This is a genomic window from Candidatus Jordarchaeum sp. (genome assembly GCF_052745115.1).
Genome location: NZ_JBRAKS010000049.1, coordinates 1 through 16,216, shown reverse-complemented (window position 1 = coordinate 16,216; position 16,216 = coordinate 1). Strand labels below are relative to the sequence as shown.

The 16,216-nt window shown below is 42.9% G+C and carries 13 protein-coding genes; 5 read left to right on the top strand and 8 right to left on the bottom strand.

Going from position 1 to position 16,216, the window contains the following annotated elements:
• Nucleotides 1-187 precede the first annotated feature (187 nt).
• Nucleotides 188-550: a response regulator gene (locus ACUVXA_RS05450; protein WP_445870230.1), complete on the bottom strand. Its 363-nt coding sequence runs from the start codon at nt 548-550 to the stop codon at nt 188-190.
• A 554-nt stretch (nt 551-1,104) separates the two neighbouring features.
• Here ACUVXA_RS05450 and ACUVXA_RS05445 point away from each other — a divergent pair.
• Nucleotides 1,105-3,720, top strand: a complete 2,616-nt coding sequence (locus ACUVXA_RS05445) for a PAS domain S-box protein (protein ID WP_445870229.1) — start codon at nt 1,105-1,107, stop codon at nt 3,718-3,720.
• 489 nt (nt 3,721-4,209) lie between these two features.
• Here the strand turns inward: ACUVXA_RS05445 and ACUVXA_RS05440 are convergent, their stop codons facing one another.
• From ACUVXA_RS05440 to ACUVXA_RS05415, 6 genes are read right to left on the bottom strand one after another with little or no spacing between them, the layout of a single operon-like run.
• The gene (locus ACUVXA_RS05440; protein WP_445870228.1) at nt 4,210-4,989 is read right to left on the bottom strand and encodes a hypothetical protein; all 780 of its coding nucleotides are present in this window, start codon (nt 4,987-4,989) and stop codon (nt 4,210-4,212) included.
• Nucleotides 4,990-5,013: 24 nt separating this feature from the next.
• Nucleotides 5,014-5,835, bottom strand: coding sequence for an acyl-CoA dehydratase activase (locus ACUVXA_RS05435; protein ID WP_445870227.1), 822 nt, complete (start codon nt 5,833-5,835; stop codon nt 5,014-5,016).
• Nucleotides 5,795-6,589: an acyl-CoA dehydratase activase gene (locus tag ACUVXA_RS05430; protein ID WP_445870226.1), complete on the bottom strand. Its 795-nt coding sequence runs from the start codon at nt 6,587-6,589 to the stop codon at nt 5,795-5,797. The genes ACUVXA_RS05435 and ACUVXA_RS05430 overlap by 41 nt, the downstream gene beginning before the upstream one ends.
• Nucleotides 6,586-7,974, bottom strand: coding sequence for a 2-hydroxyacyl-CoA dehydratase subunit D (locus ACUVXA_RS05425; RefSeq protein WP_445870225.1), 1,389 nt, complete (start codon nt 7,972-7,974; stop codon nt 6,586-6,588). Before ACUVXA_RS05425 ends, ACUVXA_RS05430 begins: the two co-directional genes overlap by 4 nt.
• 57 nt (nt 7,975-8,031) lie before the next feature.
• The gene (locus tag ACUVXA_RS05420; protein WP_445870224.1) at nt 8,032-9,414 is read right to left on the bottom strand and encodes a 2-hydroxyacyl-CoA dehydratase subunit D; all 1,383 of its coding nucleotides are present in this window, start codon (nt 9,412-9,414) and stop codon (nt 8,032-8,034) included.
• 4 nt (nt 9,415-9,418) lie between these two features.
• Nucleotides 9,419-10,540, bottom strand: a complete 1,122-nt coding sequence (locus ACUVXA_RS05415; RefSeq protein WP_445870223.1) for a 2-hydroxyacyl-CoA dehydratase subunit D — start codon at nt 10,538-10,540, stop codon at nt 9,419-9,421.
• A 244-nt stretch (nt 10,541-10,784) separates the two neighbouring features.
• Here ACUVXA_RS05415 and ACUVXA_RS05410 point away from each other — a divergent pair, with 244 nt between their 5' ends.
• Nucleotides 10,785-11,825, top strand: a complete 1,041-nt coding sequence (locus ACUVXA_RS05410; protein ID WP_445870222.1) for a uroporphyrinogen decarboxylase family protein — start codon at nt 10,785-10,787, stop codon at nt 11,823-11,825.
• Nucleotides 11,826-11,828: 3 nt separating this feature from the next.
• Here ACUVXA_RS05410 and ACUVXA_RS05405 read toward each other — a convergent pair whose 3' ends face one another.
• Nucleotides 11,829-12,599 (bottom strand): ATP-binding protein, encoded by a 771-nt coding sequence (locus tag ACUVXA_RS05405; protein ID WP_445870221.1) that lies wholly within the window; start codon nt 12,597-12,599, stop codon nt 11,829-11,831.
• Nucleotides 12,600-12,763: 164 nt separating this feature from the next.
• Here ACUVXA_RS05405 and ACUVXA_RS05400 point away from each other — a divergent pair, with 164 nt between their 5' ends.
• From ACUVXA_RS05400 to ACUVXA_RS05390, 3 genes are all read left to right on the top strand, one after another.
• Nucleotides 12,764-14,494 carry an AMP-binding protein gene (locus tag ACUVXA_RS05400; RefSeq protein ID WP_445870220.1) on the top strand — a complete coding sequence of 577 codons (1,731 nt, stop codon included), beginning with the start codon at nt 12,764-12,766 and terminating at the stop codon, nt 14,492-14,494.
• A gap of 186 nt (nt 14,495-14,680) precedes the next feature.
• Complete coding sequence (locus ACUVXA_RS05395; RefSeq protein ID WP_445870219.1) at nt 14,681-15,478, top strand: enoyl-CoA hydratase/isomerase family protein; 798 nt, start codon at nt 14,681-14,683, stop codon at nt 15,476-15,478.
• A 140-nt stretch (nt 15,479-15,618) separates the two neighbouring features.
• The gene (locus ACUVXA_RS05390) at nt 15,619-15,753 is read left to right on the top strand and encodes a PLDc N-terminal domain-containing protein (RefSeq protein WP_445870218.1); all 135 of its coding nucleotides are present in this window, start codon (nt 15,619-15,621) and stop codon (nt 15,751-15,753) included.
• Nucleotides 15,754-16,216: the final 463 nt, after the last annotated feature.

Sequence of the window (16,216 nt, the reverse complement as noted above, 5' to 3'; positions counted from 1 at the left end):
CTTTTTTAACGCCACGGTGTAGAAAAATGGGGGCAGGGGACGCAGAAGCCGGCACCCTCTGGAGTCATCACACAAAATAAGCCACACTCTTTTGATGGTTTTGCTCAAAAACGCGGAGGCTTCTCCCCCCCACAGGCTTAAATTTTACAAAAATAGGAAAAAATAAATCAAAGGTGCGGAAAGTGGGTTACAAATGTTCCTTGATAATTTCTAGTAGGTTTTCAATTTTTATTGGTTTAATTATGTATCCATCAGCTCCCTTATTTACGGCTTCAATGGCGCTTCGCATTGTGGGGTAGCCTGTTATCATAATTTTGACCATTTTTGGACTGGATTTATGCATCACAGGTAAGAGTTTTGTCCCATCCATATCTGGAAGGCGAACATCTATTAATGCAAGTTTGTATGAATCTACCTCAATTTTTTTGATTGCTTCCTCACCATTTTTAGCCAAATCTATTTCGTATCCTTGTTCTTTGAGTATTGTTGCTAAAACCTGTCTCACTTTTTCATCATCTTCAATTATCAGGATTTTAGAAGACTCGTTCATATTTTTCATATCCTTCTTTTCTGGTTTTACTTGTGACTTTTTTGATGGTTCTAATTTTAGTCTACCTTTATTTCATGTTCATTTATTAGTTCAGCTTGTTTATGTTACCATTCTAAATGTGCAATTTTTTCTAATATCTCGGGAAACTGCACAAAATCTCGTTTTTGTTTTGTCAAGTATCATAGTTGGAGCCATCTATACAAAAGTGAATCAGAGCTTTTTCTCTAGTGACCACACTCTGACGCAATCTCCCGGAATCTTCTTTTCATTAGGAAATGTTTCATTTTTTTGGAAATGCGGAAAGTATTTAAGTTAATTTTCTGGCGGTTCTACTATAAAAAATTATTTAAAAGATTGTTATAGGAAAGAAATTTTTACGCAGGTTGGCGGTAAATTTCAAAAAATTAAATTAATAAATTTTGGGGAATAAAATTTCCAAGCTCTGAATATGTTATAATTGTGTCTTAAAACCGAATCTTACTCAATATTCAATATTAGAGAAAGGTTTGAATTATATAGCGAAAATTAATAATTCTTAAAAAAGATGGTGAGATATGATGGACACCGCCGTTATGCGCAAATCCGGGATTGATGTGCTCGGCGATATCCCTTGGGGAACGCATCTTTGCCAGTTCTACGAAACTAAAGAAGATCTGATAGATATTCTTGTTCCCTTTTTTGCGGAAGGATTGAGAAATAACGAGTTTTGTATATGGGTGACTTCGCTACCTTTAGAGGTGGAGGAAGCAATCGCAGCACTTCAGGAAGCTGTCCCTGACTTAGAAAAATATGTGACGAAAGGACAGATTGAGATTATTCCGTACAATGCTTGGTATCTTTTTGGTGACGAATTTAACCTGGAAAGTGTTCTCCAGAAGTGGGTAGATAAGGAAAGTGGTGCTATTGAAAGGGGTTTTGAGGGGTTACGTGCTACTGGAAACACTTTCTGGCTGGATCGAAAACTTTGGGATAATTTCGTAGAATATGAAGCTAGAATTAATGATGTGATCCATAATTATCGAATGATTGCCATTTGTACTTATTCAATCGAGAAGTGCACTGCTAGTGATGTTGTTGAAGTGATGGGGAATCATGTTAGTACTCTGATTAAAAAGGGAAAATCTTGGTATGTGGTTGAAGATGTTGCAAAGCGTAGATTGGCGGATAATAAATTTGCCGAGAGCCAGAAAAAGTTGAAGACCAGAGAAGAGCTTTACTTCAAATTAATGCAGAATTTGTATGAAGGCCTTTGGGCCATTGATGCTGAGGGCCGAACTATATTTGTAAATGAGCGTTTAGCGGAAATGTTGGGATACAGCGTAGATGAGATGCTTGGTAAACATTTCTTTACATTTATGGACGAAAAAGTGGTGAAAATTGCTCAAGAAAAATTAGAACGGCGCAGACGTGGAATCAGTGAAGAACACGATTTCGAATTCTTACGTAAAGACGGGACAAGAATTTACACGCGATTAGGCACATCACCAATCATTGATGATGACGGAAATTATTCTGGTGCTCTTGCAGCAGTTTTGGACATCACAGAGCGCAAGCTGATGGAAGAGTTGCTGGCGAATTCTGAAAGGCGTTATAGGGAGCTTTTCAACAGCGCCAGTGACGCCATCTTCATCCATGACTTAGAAGGTCGATTCTTGGAAGTCAATCGTGTAGCCTGTGAACGCCTAGGCTATAGCCGGGAAGAATTATTACAAATGACTCCTATGGATATTGACTCACCAGAGTATGCAGACTGGGTGCCTCTACGGATTGAGGAATTGAAACATAGTGGTCGTATTATTTTTGAGGCCGCTCACGTAGGGCGAAATGGCATTATCATTCCCACTGAGGTTAGTAGCCGGATTATCGATTACGAAGGAAAGCCTGCAATCCTCAGCATCGCTAGGGATATCACGGAGCGTAAAGTTGCGGAGATGGCTCTGGAGGAGAATGAGCGGCGGTATCGGGGTCTTTTTGAGGATTCACCGATTTCTCTCTGGGAGGAAGACTTCTCAGAAGTTAAGGGGTATATTGATAATTTGCGAGACGCAGGAATTAAAGATTTTAGACAGTATTTTGAAAATCATCCCGAAATCTTATCAGAATTGGCATCGATGGTAAAAATTGTTGACGTTAATAAAGCTACTTTGGATATGTACGAAGCTGAAGAAAAAGAAGAACTTCTCAGTAATTTGAGCCTGATCTTCGAACAGGAAACATATGAAGATTTTAAGGAAGAACTCCTAAGTCTCATTGAAGGCAGAGAAATGTTCGAATGTGAAACCATTAATAAAACTCTGTCTGGCGGAAGTAAGAACATTAGCTTGAGATTAAACGTGGCTCCGGGCTACGAGGAGACTTGGTCCAAAGTTTTTGTTTCTATCCTTGATGTCACTGAGCGCAAGAGGATGGAGGAGGAACTTAGAAGTTATTCTGAGCGATTGGAAGAATTAGTTGAGGAAAGAACTAAGCAACTGAGGAATGCTGAGCGAATGGCGGCTATAGGTGAGACAGCTTCTATGGTAGGTCATGATCTCCGCAACCCGCTACAGGTCATTATTGGCTCAATCTATTTAGCCAACGGAAGGTTGAAGTCCATATCCGCCCCCGAAAATAAAAAACAGAACCAAGAATTAGTGGAATTGCTAAAAACAATTGAGGAACAAGTTGACTACATGAACAAGATTGTTTCCGATCTTGAGGATTACGCCAGGCCTGTTGAGCCACAAATAGTTGAAACCAATTTACCACAATTAATAAATGATATTCTTTTAACTATGATTCTTCCTGAAAACGTTAAGGTTTCCATTGATGCTGAAGAGAATTTTACACCTTTGAGGATTGACCCAGCAATAATGCGGCGCGTCTTCTCCAACTTGATAATAAACGCTTTGCAAGCCATGCCTGAAGGAGGACAATTAACCATAAGCGCTTTCAAAAAAGAGAACCAGGCTTTTATAAGCATAAAGGATACTGGTGAAGGCATACCGGAAGAAATCATGCCTAAGCTTTTCCAACCACTATTCACCACCAAAGCTAGGGGGCAAGGATTAGGACTAGCGGTATGTGACAGACTAGTAAAGGCTCACAATGGCAGAATCATGGTTGAAAGCAAGGTCGGCAAAGGTTCCAACTTCACTGTACAATTACCTCTAAATATCAAAACAGTTTAAATCAGAAAAAAGGTATCAAAATAGCTATTAGAATATAAGAATTCCTTTCAAATTTAATAACTATGTCCCTGTAATCCTCATTTAAACTAGTTTTTTGCCATCACCGTTAGAAATAAATTTCTTTATTTTATTTAAGATATTCACAAAATATAATTTAGAGGAGGAGAGAAGAGGGGTGAGAACTGGATTAATTGTATTAGGAATCGTTCTTTTGATACTTGGCCTTGCAATTTTTCTCTTCAGTCCTTACCTTAAGTTCTTAATATATCCTAGTTATTCTCCTAGCTATCAACTCGGTATGGGAGCATATTACCAGTATACGTTGGGATTTATTCCCCCAGGAGCTTTAAGTCAGATTCTTCGCTAGACACTTTGCCATTCTTTGTTTCCTTTATGGTTGGTGTAATCGGTTTAATCATTTTACTAGTGGGTTTAGTTTCAGAAGAGTGTTGAAATCTAAATCTGAGGAGAGAATAAACCACTGATTGTTTAAATATCACTACTATTAGATTCTTGGAATTCTGAGCAGAGGATTGGGGGTCTTTTACCATTTGGGCTTAGTCCCCGGCGGAGTTGAAGCATTCTCCATATTTCATCGCAGATTTCCTCGTTTTCACAGTTGGTACAATCGTACGCAGGAGTGGATTTTACTGGGGTTGCTGTTCTCCAGGCTTTCTCGGTTATTGCACCGAGTTCTCTCACATCCTCCTCACCGGAGGTTACAAATATTACCTCCACAGCTTCTGCCACTGGAGGATTCTCTTTAAGGCTTACCATCAGTGCTCTTCCCAGAGTCTCTAGTGTAAAACCTCTTTCCACGGCTTCCCTGCTGACTCTACTCCATACTCTTTGACGCTGGGGAACCGCCCTCAACATATATCCCTCTAGGTTTAGATTGTACTGGTTGCGGCTGAGCAGCCGATAGTCTTCGGGTTCCAAACCCTTAGTTTGGGCTATCAGAATCTGGGCGAATGGCAAATTACCCTCTGATTCGGGGATATCGGGACCGACAATTGTTATTTTTCCGTCTCTTACAAGTTCTAGATTCTTGGTCCACAGCACAAGAGCTGCTGAAGCGGTTTTGGGATTTCCCAGCTCGACAAAAGTATCTTCTTTAAGAATTATTCCCGGCTGCTTGCTTATTGGAAGACTTCCCTTCAAATTTTCAACACTTGTAGAACACTGTTTCTCTCTTACTTTTCTTCCCTGTTCTTTCCAGTTTTCTATGCGTTGTCTTAACTCCTCAATCATTAGGTCGAATATCTCCAACAGTTTACCTCCAAGTGGGGAGTGTTAATCTGCTTTTTGCTCGGCTATTAGTGCTGCTCCCAGCGCTTGCACTATTTGGGGATCATGGTTCACTTTTTTGATTTCTACCCCTATTTTTTCCTCCAGGCTTTTCACCATTGCTAGGTTTTTCGCCACTCCTCCTATGATTATTACGTCTTCTATGACTCCCAGTCTTCCCACCAGGGTGGCTGTTCTAAGGGCTATGGAGTTATTAATTCCACTCACAATGTCTGCGATTTCCGCTCCCTCATTGACATAGGTTATAACCTCACTCTCGGCAAAAACACTACACTGACTGGTTATGTGCACGGGATTTGATCCTTGGAGTGAAGAGGAATCAAAATCGTCCGGCTTAATTTCGAGGGCCTCCGCCATTATCTCCAGAAATCTTCCAGTTCCACTAGCACACTTATCGTTCATTACATAGTCGACCACTCTTCCCTCCTGGTCGATTTGCGCAACTCTTGTGAAGAGTCCCCCCACATCAATCACCGTTCTTACACTGGGCAGAAGCCACAGTGCTCCTGCTGCTCCGCTCCGCATCTCGCTTTCAGTCTCATTTGCATAGGGGATTCTTCCAGCACCCCAACCGCAGCCCACACAGTACTTCACATCCTCAAGAGTGATGCCCGCATTTGATAGTGCCTGATTCATTGCGTTTCCTGCGGATTGCTCTGCTTTGGCCTCTGTGGGCACTATGCTGTAAGCCAAAACCTGATCATTTTTTAATAGTACCACCTTTGTGGTTAATGTTCCCACATCACAGCCCGCAAAAATCAATGTTTTACGTCCTCCTCTGCTGTTTAAGGAAGTTCTCCTTGGCAAAGAGTGCGGCTCCCAAGGCTCCCATAATTTGAGGGTCCTGAGGGAATTCCACTGCTTTCATTCCGATAATCTCCTCAAGGTTTTTTACCACTGCTACGTTTTTCGCCACTCCACCGGTTATTCCCAAATCTTTTTTGACAACTATTCGATTTACCAGGGCGTAGACCCTTCTGGCCATAGCCTGATTTATTCCTGCGGCGATGTCCTCAATCTTTTTTCCCTCATTGATTAGAACCATAGTTTCAAATTCGGTGAATACGCTGCACTGGCTTGTGATGTCCACCGGATTCTCCGCCTTCAAGGATGCCGGTCCCAGTTCCTCAATGGTTAAACCGAGTGTCTTAGCCATTATTTCCAAGAATCTTCCGGTTCCTGCCGCACACTTCTCGTTCATAACGAAGTCTTGTACGCGTCCCCGCTCATCCACACTAATGACTTTACAATCCTGTCCTCCCACGTCCACCACCGTCCTTATACTTGGTACCAGCCACTGTGCACCCCTACCGTGGCATGAAATTTCACTAACGTTTTTCTGAGCGAAAGGAATTCTATCCCGACCATAGCCGGTACTAACACAATATTCTATCTCATCCATTCTGAGGCCGGCCTTCTCCAGTGTCTTATTCATCACATCGCTCGCCGACTGCTCCGGCCGGGGACGTACCCGAATAATTTCATAAGCCATAATCTTATTGTCTTCCATAATTACTGCTTCTGCCGTAAGCGAGCCAACATCACAACCAGCAACAATCAACCGTGACTCCTCCTCTTGGATTCCCTGACGGTTTTTACAAACTCCGTCATCTTGGCCTTAATATCCGCTATGGAAGTAAACCGTTTATCCGCGATATCCATATCAAACCGGAGCGAGGGGATTCCCGCCCGTTCCTTGAGAGCGTCGCTTAGAAGCTTGTTCATAGCCCAGCTGTGCTTACAAGCCATGTGTCCTCCAAATATGGCGCAGTCCGCCCTATACTCTTTTGCTAGCCACACAAAGTCATCTATCCAAGTATCAGCGTAGCCCAAGCCCTGCCGGTGCATGGGCCAGTTGAAGGATCTCTCAGCGAGTCCTCTTATTGTTGTCTCGGTGTTTGAAGTGTCTATGGGCTGGGTGAAGAACCAGTCGAGGGCGTCAAAAAGGTGTACCGCTCCGAGCTCTTCCTCCATCCACTCATAAATGGAGATGTCAAAGAGTATTGGTACGTTAGTCCAAATGGTTCTTATCTCCTCCATTCCCTCGGGCACTACTCCAAGGCCTCTCTCCATGTTGTTTTTAGCGATGTCTCTGCATGTTTTAAAGTAGGATATGCCTTCGGGATGCCCTACACTTGTGAGCATTACTCCTGCAGCCGAAATATGGCTGAAACCGGGATCTGGGCAGGGAACCGTTTTTCTGAGTTCCAGGGTTTCAAGCAAGTATTCGTAGGCCTCGTTTGAATACTCCACAACCTCTCTGAGTCTTTCAGGATCAAGCTTCTGTCCCGTGATCTCCTCTAGCCTGGTAACCACCTTTCTAAACTCTCGAGCATAATACTCAAAGGATTTAGCATCCATGGCATACGGGGTGTCAATGGGAATAAACTTCGCATCGGTTGTCTCCGCCATCCACTGGTAGGCCATGTTACTCGCATCACACGCCCCAACCGGTTTCACTATTATGTCTGGCTTGGGCACCTTGTTCATTAGAAGATAGCCCATGGTGGCCTTCTGTGTTGAACAGAGGTGGCTGGGGAAACCCTCAGCCTCAATCCTGTCTATTCCATCCTCTGCCCCATTAGCCCAAGCCAGTGCACCGGTCACCGACTGGTACTCTACACATATCGGTATTAGATCCATTGCGTAGTAGATTTCTGGAGAGTGGGTGAAGAAAAAGTAGACCACCTTTTTTCCCTCCTCCAGTCCTTTAAGAACGATATCGTTCCAGTATTTGTAGCCGCATTTTACCCACTGCTTAGCCATCTCCCTGCGCTTAGGCTGTATTAAACGAGCCAGTCCAACTTGGAGCATTCCTAAAACTTTCATTTCCTCTTCCGTAAGTAAGCCCAGTGCTTTCTCTAGATCACCGGCATCTAGGAATTTTTCTTGTATTTTGAAAGTCATTGCCATGAGCCTTGCGAATTCTGTGCCATTATCCGACATTTTCCTACTCTCCAACCATATCAGAAAAAGCTTTTACACTTATACCTCTCAAAAATATTAATCTTTCTTTGTTTCTCGAACGGTTTTTATGAACTCTGTCATTTTAGCCTTGATATCTGCTATTGATGTGAATCGTTTATCGGCTAGGTCCATGTCGAAGCGCAGTGAGGGAATACCCACCTCTTTTTTGAGAGTATCGCTCAGAAGTTTGTTTAAACCCCAGCTGTGCTTACAAGCCATGTGTCCCCCGAATATGCAGCAATCAGCCTTATACTCTTTTGCTAGCCACACAAAGTCATCTATCCAATCATCAGCGTAGGCCATGGACTGGCGGTGCATGGGCCAGTTGAAGGATCTCTCAGCAAGTCCCCTTATCATGCTCTCGGTGCTTGAGGTATCTATGGGTTCTGTGAAGAACCAGTCTAGGCAATCGAAGAGGTGTACTGCCCCCAAATCCTCCTCTATCCAGTCATAAAAAGGAAAGTCAAAAAGTATCGGTACATTGGTCCAGAGAGTTCTTATCTCTTGCACTCCTTCGGGTAAAACTCCCACACCTTTCTCCACGTTTCTCTTTGCCACATCTCTACACATTTTAAAGTAATCTATGGCTTCAGGTCTCCCCACACTGGTGAGCATAGTCCCAGCGGATAAAAGATGGCTGAGGCTCGGATCAGGACAGGGAACTGCCTTTCTCAACTCAAGGTTTTCTAGGAAGTACTCATAGGCCTTGTTGCCGCATTCCACTACCTCTCTGAGCCTTTCGGGGTCAAGCTTCTGCCCCGTTACCTCTTCCAGCTTGGCAACCATATTTTTGAATTCTTTAAGATAGTACTCGAAGGCCTCAGCAGACAGGGAGTAGGGGGTGTCTATTGGAATGAATTCGGCACCAGTCTTATCCGCCATCCACTGGTAAGCCATATTGCTCGGGTCACATATGCCAACCGGTTTCACTATTACGTCTGGCTTGGGTACCTTATTCATTAGGAGCCAGCCCATGGTTCCCTTCTGAGTTGAACAGAGGTGACTGGGTAACCCCTCCGCCTCAATGCGGTCAATACCCTCCTCAGCCCCGTTAGCCCAAACCGCCGAAGCCAGCGCTGGCTGATACTCTGCACATATCGGTATCAGATCCATGGCGAAGTAGATTTCCGGCGAGTGCGTGAAGTAGAAGTAGACCACCTTTTTTCCCTCCTCCAGCCCCCCTAATACAGTATCCTTCCAATAAATGTAATTACACTTTATCCACTCCCGAGCTATGTCCTTGAGCTTGGGCTTAGGTATCACTTCCGCCAATGCTATCTGGAGAGTTCCCAACACGGCCTGTTCCTCTGGCGTGAGAGTGGCGAGAGCCTGAGTTAGATCCACTGAATCTATGAATTTCCCTGCTATGCTGAAAGTCAGGGACATAAGCTTTGCGTGTTCTTTTCCGTTCTCTAACATTTTTCTATGCTCCTATCCTTTCGAGGAATGCTTGCACTCTGGTCCGGAACCGACCCACATCGCTAATCAGGTAATCCCTCTCAAGCACTAGGGTAGGAATGTCTTCTTCCTCGAGTTCTTTACTAAACATCACATTATCCACACCATGAGGGTCACAGAAGGCAATCCTCTCAAAAATCACGCCATCAACCTTGAATTTCTCAGCCATCTCCCTCACAAAACCGAGCTTCTTAGGATACTCCCTTAACATACGCGGGCAAGGATTATGCTCATAGTAACGTTTGACAATTGCTTCCAAGGGATCTCCCTCCTCACTCACCAGACCCTTAAACTGTCTCGTTCCAAAACAGAGAGCATCCGTGACCACCAGGCCTCCCAAGTCCTCAATTAACTCAATAAGACTGGGATGATCAAGCTCACTCCCCACAATCATCAGTCGAGCATCATAATCCCTTATGCCATCCATATTTTCTAATTCCTTTAACACATCACCTAGTAGGATATTGAATTCTTCTCTGGGCATAGCCGAGGAAGCCGCAACTATGCTAAGACTCTGGGCACCAGTAACCGGTGGATATTCACGGTTTCTAAATTCGTAGAGTTTTTCCAAAAGCTCGCGGCTCTCATTATAAACCCTTATTGAATCCCTTAGCTTCTCGTCAGTAATATGCATATCAAAGTGTTGCTCTATGTGTTCTTTAAAGCCCTTAACTCCCTCCATATAGTAGTTGAAACCGTCCTCGGAGATTATGTGAGGCACAGGTAGAAAATGATTAAAGGGAATATTGACCAGTTTGACCCAGTTGTCGTAGACCCTACGTATGTGATCGCATCCATTAAGGTAGCAGAAACCGTCTAAGAAGTCATAGGCTCCTGTGAGGCCTAGTTCAAGAACCGCTCGACAGAAACTGCAGTTAAATCTGGCCATGTACACGTCAGCATTTGAGGTATCTGTGCAGGTAACGCCTCTAATTCTGTAGGGCATTATGCCGGCAGCATGAATTATCTCCTCCGGAGCGTAAGTACACGTGTATCCGATAATTTTTCTTCCCTGTTTCTTCCACTCATCAACATACGAGTTCTTCAGAGCGGATGAAATCTCCCTAAACTTTTCCAACTTCGCCAATGAGTCACCCCATTTAATTACTAATCTCTATACCTAAACCTATATCATTTATATACATTTAACAATTTTTAACAGTTAATATAGAATAAATATTAGATTCTCAAATAAATTAATATTGGTTCTAAATTGTAAATCTGGGTGGAAAAGCACCTCATTCTTAAAAAAAAGATAAGTAACATATTTTTATACAAAAAGATAATGATGCCAATATTTTAGGATTTAGTAAAGGAGAGTAAAAGATTCCATGGATCGCTTGGAGAACGTTATAAGAGCTATCGAATTTGAGGCCCCGGATTGGGTGCCTGTTTATCGCCTATTGCTGAATCCTGAGAATCCTTGGATTGAAAGTGATTTTGTCGAGGTGCTTTACACTCATCCGAGGGGCTGGAAGCCGAGGCGGAAAGGAGAGGATGAATGGGGTTGTGTCTGGGAGAATCTGGGAGGCAAAACTATGGGCAATGTGGTTATCCCACCTATTACCTCTTGGAACAAGCTGGAGGATTATGAATTTCCGGACCCCTACTTGGAGGAGCGGTTTATAGACCCTATTCCATACCAGATTGGAGATTTCACATTCGAGATTCCGGGTGCTGAGCACCAAATTTCCACTTGGGCAGAAGATAGGTATGTTCTGGGAAATCTTGATATCACCCTGTTCCAGCGTCTCCAGTTCCTCAGAGGAGCCGACACAATTCTAAAAGACCTTTACCTAGAAAGGGAAATGGCGGAGGAATTAGCAGACCAGGTGACAGATTTTTACTTGGGAATAATAGAGATGTGGAGTTCCAGGGGAGCTCATGGAGTTATAGCTTACGACGACTTTGGTACTCAGCAAGGATTATGGATGCGCCCAAAAATCTGGAGGGAGTTCTTCAAGCCTCGATACAAAAAGATGATCAAAGCGGCCCATAACCGGGGAATGCGCTTCTTCCTTCACAGTTGCGGATACATCTATGATATCATACAAGACCTCGTTGAAATTAAGCTAGACGTTCTTCAACTCGACCAACCGGAGCTCTCAGGAGTGGACCGATTGGGAAAGGAATTCGGGGGAAAAATGTGCTTTTTCTGTGTAGTGGATATCCAAAAAACTCTCCAGACTGGAACTAGGGAAGAAATAGAGAAAGCCGCAAAACACATGATTGAGGCTCTAGGAAGCTTCGATGGGGGCTTCATGGGACGAGCTTATCCCCAACCAGAAGCAATAGATCTTAAACCTGAAAATGTTGACGTAATGATTAAAGCTTTTAGAAATTATGGAAAATACCCGAGGAGAATTGTTTGACTGCTAAACCTTAAGACTTTCACATATTTTCCTAACAGCTTTTAGGCTCGGTGCATCACTTGTAATTTCTGTTATGGGCTTTCCAAGGGTGTCCAGTTTTGAGATGTTCTCGTCTTCAGGCACCGTGCCCAGCACCTTTAACTGGAGTGTAGCCGCTTCCTTTATTATTTTGCTTGCTTCAGCGGGGCTTCTTATCCTGTTGATTATGAGTCCCATTTCTTGGTAGTGGGTGTACCGGTCAGCCGTTTTCCTTATCGCATCTGCGGTTTGGAGTCCCCTTAGTGTAGGGTCAGTGACGATTAGGAGTCTGTTCACAGATCTCACAACTTTTCTGTTTATCTGTTCCAGTCCCGCCTCACAGTCGACAACGGTCATATCAAAGTTTTTTGATAAAGTTTCAATAGCGTCTCTAAGCAGAGTGTTTGCTGGACAGAAGCAACCCGGACTATCCGGAGTGCCCATAGCTAGGAGATTAAATCCTTTATCCTCAACTAGAGCTTCAAAGAGATAATAGTCCAGTGATTTCACCATTTCCCCCTTTTCCTCCTCATCACCCTCACTCGCCACCTTTATAACATCCCCTCTAAGGTCTTCCAGTGTCCGCTCCACCCTAAGTCCCAGTATTCTTGCCAAGTGAGACATTGAGGGATCCCCGTCAATAAGAAGCAGACGAAGCCTCGGAACCTCTCTGAGAACAATTGCCATAAGAGCTGTGATGACAGTTTTACCAGCTCCTCCCTTTCCAGACACAGCAATTATACGGGTACTACTCAACAACAAGCCTCCAATCCAAGTCTAACAATAACAACAGTTGATTAAACCTTACCATTCAAATTTATAAATTAAAGGATTCCTAGCCCACATTCTTGAACAGAAGCATTTTTATCTAATACTAAATATATATTTTTAATAAATTTTGTATATTTGGAGGTTTTAGTTTGAGTGGAGCGAGTAAAGAGGAGCCTCTGTTTGAGGTTGAAGCTGATTTTGAGAATCCCAGTCCTTGGGTCAGTGCAAATCGCCCCTGGGAGAAATGGTATCGCGAAGCGGTCTCTACCGAAGGAGAAAAGTTGGAAATTCCGAGAACTATTAAGTATCCTGAAATCCCCATACACTATTTCGGCCGAGCCGCAGCGGAAAATTTTCCAAATAATGTGGCTGTTTATTACACTCCAACTGAGACCAAGTATACCTACCGTGAGTTCATGTATAATAGTGATAAGATTGCAGCCGCATTGGCAGATTTGGGGATAGGAAAGGACGCCTCAGTAGCAGTCTTCATGGCTAACTGTCCGGAATTTGTATTTTCCCTCTACGGCATAACTCAAACCGGAGCCGCATGTACTCCAATAAACCCTCTACTGAAAGCCCCAGACATTGCTCACATTGTAAGAGATAGCGGTATTATACAAACTCTGATATGTACCTCTAACCTTTATTCCGTGGTGCAGCAAGCACTGGAGGAAGTGGAATTAGAAAACGTAATCGTGGTGGGCGAGAAAAAACCGGGAACCATAGACTTCTGGGAGATGGTGGAAAAGTACCCCCCAAAACCACCAGAAGTAACCATAAAACCCAAGGAGGATGTCTGTGCTCTAATGTACAGTGGAGGAACCACCGGGCTACCCAAAGGAGTAATGTTAACCCACTACAACATCGTTGCAGACGTCATAGCAAGCGCCCATGCTCAGTACGGAATGGACAGATCCAGAGAGGGAATGGGCACAGTTATTGCCACCCTGCCCATGTGCCACGTATTTGGGTTCACCATGGTTCAGTCCTATGTGTATGCCAAAGCCATGATGGTTATGTACCTTGGGTTTGATGCCGATATGGTGATGAGGGATATTGAAAAGTATAAGAGCGAAGCTTTCATAGGAATTCCGCTCATGTACTTTGTAATGGTTAACCATCCCAATTTTGGAAAGTACGATCTCTCCTCACTAAAAATGGCGGTATCCGGAGCGGATACTCTGCAAACTGTGATTTCCGAGCAGTGGAAAAAAGTCACGAACCTTGATGTGGGGCAGGGCTACGGGCTCTCCGAGGCAGGTCCGGTAACACACAGTCAACCTCCCTGGTTGCCTAAAATCGGGAACAGCATAGGAATACCAATACTTGACACGGATGCCAAAATCGTGGACTTGGAAACCGGAACCAAGGAGTTGCCCCCAGGAGAGATTGGTGAACTAATGGTTCGGGGACCACAGGTGATGAAAGGCTACTGGAGGCAACCGGAAAAAACAAGGGAAACCCTTACCGAGGATGGTTGGCTTCATACTGGGGATTTAGCTAGAATGGATGAAAATGGCTACTTTTACATAGAGGGGCGATTCAAAGATATAATCAAATATAAGGGTTACAAGGTTATGCCGGATGATGTGGAAAGCGAATTGCTAAAGCACCCCGCAATACTTCAAGTTGTGGTAATCGGATTACCCGACCCGGAGAAAGGTGAAACTATCAAAGCCTTTGTGGTACCCAAAGATGAGTATAAGGGCAAAGTAAAAGAGCAGGAAATCATCGATTGGGCAAAAGAAAAAATGGCAGGATACAAGTATCCCCGAAAAGTGGAGTTCATTGATGCGATTCCCAGAACCGCGGTGGGCAAGGTTTTCAGGAGAAAACTGAGAGAAAAGGAGTTAGAAAGATTGGCCAAAAAGGCTTAAAATAATAAAAATTCCCAAATTTTTTCTTTTCTTCGGATTATTTCTCCTCAAATTTTTTGTTATCTTTTTTGGAATTGAAAGTTTATTTAGTTTAGCTGTGAAAGTTAACGAAAAATATATAACTTATTTTGAATCGAGTGGGTGGAAGTAGTTTCTTATTTAATATACTGTATGGAGGAAACTTCTATGTTTTATGAGTGTTTGATTCTGGAAACAGATGAGGAAAAAGGAATTGCAAAAATAACTCTGAATAGACCCGAGGCTATGAATAGCTGGAATGATCAAATAACAAAAGAATTTCTGGAAGCAGTAAAAAGTTTAGAAAAAAACCGCAAAATTAAGGCTCTCATAATTACGGGTTCCGGTGGTGTGTTCTCAACCGGGGCGGACTTAAAATTCGTGAAAGGGCTCATGATGGGCGAAGACATCGAAAAGGGTAGAGAAATGATAGAAACGTTAAATGAGGCCTTCACCAACTTGGAAAAAACCAGAATGCCCGTAATAGCGGCGGTAAACGGTTTCGCTCTAGCTGGAGGCCTAGAGCTCATTCTCTGCTGCGACATAGTTCTAGCGGCGGATACTGCCCGAATCGGCGATTACCACGCAAAATTCGGTCTCATACCCGGCGGAGGTGGATCCATAAGACTGCCCAAAAAGGTTGGAGATCAGAATGCTAAGTATCTCCTCTTCACGGCGAGATGGGTTACACCAGAAGAAGCCAAGGAAATGGGACTAGTTTACAAAGTGGTACCTGCAGATAAACTTATGGAAGAGGCGGAAAGCATAGCAGCAACCATAGGGAAAAGAAATCCCGGCGGACTAAAATTCATGAAATATCTAGCAAACAAAGCCCGAGACCTACCGGTAGAGGAGGGTCTAAAACTGGAGCAGGAAATATTCCTAAAATTCATGGCAGAGGAAAGAGACAACCTATTAGAAGGACTAACCGCCTTTGAACAAAAACGAGAACCCGTCTGGAAATAAAAATTCTTAAAAGAAAAAAACTTACAAATCCACGTATTAAATCAAAAAATCTAAAAACGGAGGAATAGAAAATTATTGCACTTCAATTCGGCTGGGCACTGTTCGCCTTCGTACCATTTATAATTGCACTCCTATGGTGTGTGTTAGCGATTGTCCTAGGTGTCTGGGTATATAGGGATGCTGAAGAAAGGGGTATGGAAGGTGTAATCTGGCTGCTGATAGTTCTACTAACCGGAATAATAGGGCTTATCATCTACCTAATAGTTAGAGAGTGAAAATCAAAAATGCCAAAATTTTTCTCTCTTTATTTCTTTTTAAAAAGAAAAACTATGACTCAGTTCAAAAAATTATACTAACAGAAATAATTCATAGAATTATGTTTTTTAAAAGTAAAGATTCTCATTTTAATGTTATTGTGCATAATTTTGCATTTGTTTATCATATTTATAAGATGGCTGAACATTTGCAAAATGAATTTAAATATATATTTGTAGAACGTTTACTTCCCTAATAAGTAAAAAAACAATTAAATAATTATACAACAAAGCACATTTTAAATATAATACTTGTGATTTTTTCAAAAAACTACAAAACCTTTTTTTACCGTATACGGGAAGTATATGCTTGTATTTTGCTCAACAAGTTTCCCCGGAAAGAAGCGTTTTTTAAGCCCCCGAAACAAGGGAATAAACAACCACATAATTAAGAACAAAATTAATAGAAAAGGGTGGTGCACAT

Coding starts and splice junctions, on each gene's coding strand:
- ACUVXA_RS05450 (WP_445870230.1), bottom strand. CDS start 550: ATGAACGAGTCTTCTAAAATCCTGATAATTGAAGATGATGAAAAAGTG.
- ACUVXA_RS05445 (WP_445870229.1), top strand. CDS start 1,105: ATGATGGACACCGCCGTTATGCGCAAATCCGGGATTGATGTGCTCGGC.
- ACUVXA_RS05425 (WP_445870225.1), bottom strand. CDS start 7,974: ATGTCGGATAATGGCACAGAATTCGCAAGGCTCATGGCAATGACTTTC.
- ACUVXA_RS05420 (WP_445870224.1), bottom strand. CDS start 9,414: ATGTTAGAGAACGGAAAAGAACACGCAAAGCTTATGTCCCTGACTTTC.
- ACUVXA_RS05410 (WP_445870222.1), top strand. CDS start 10,785: ATGGATCGCTTGGAGAACGTTATAAGAGCTATCGAATTTGAGGCCCCG.
- ACUVXA_RS05395 (WP_445870219.1), top strand. CDS start 14,681: ATGTTTTATGAGTGTTTGATTCTGGAAACAGATGAGGAAAAAGGAATT.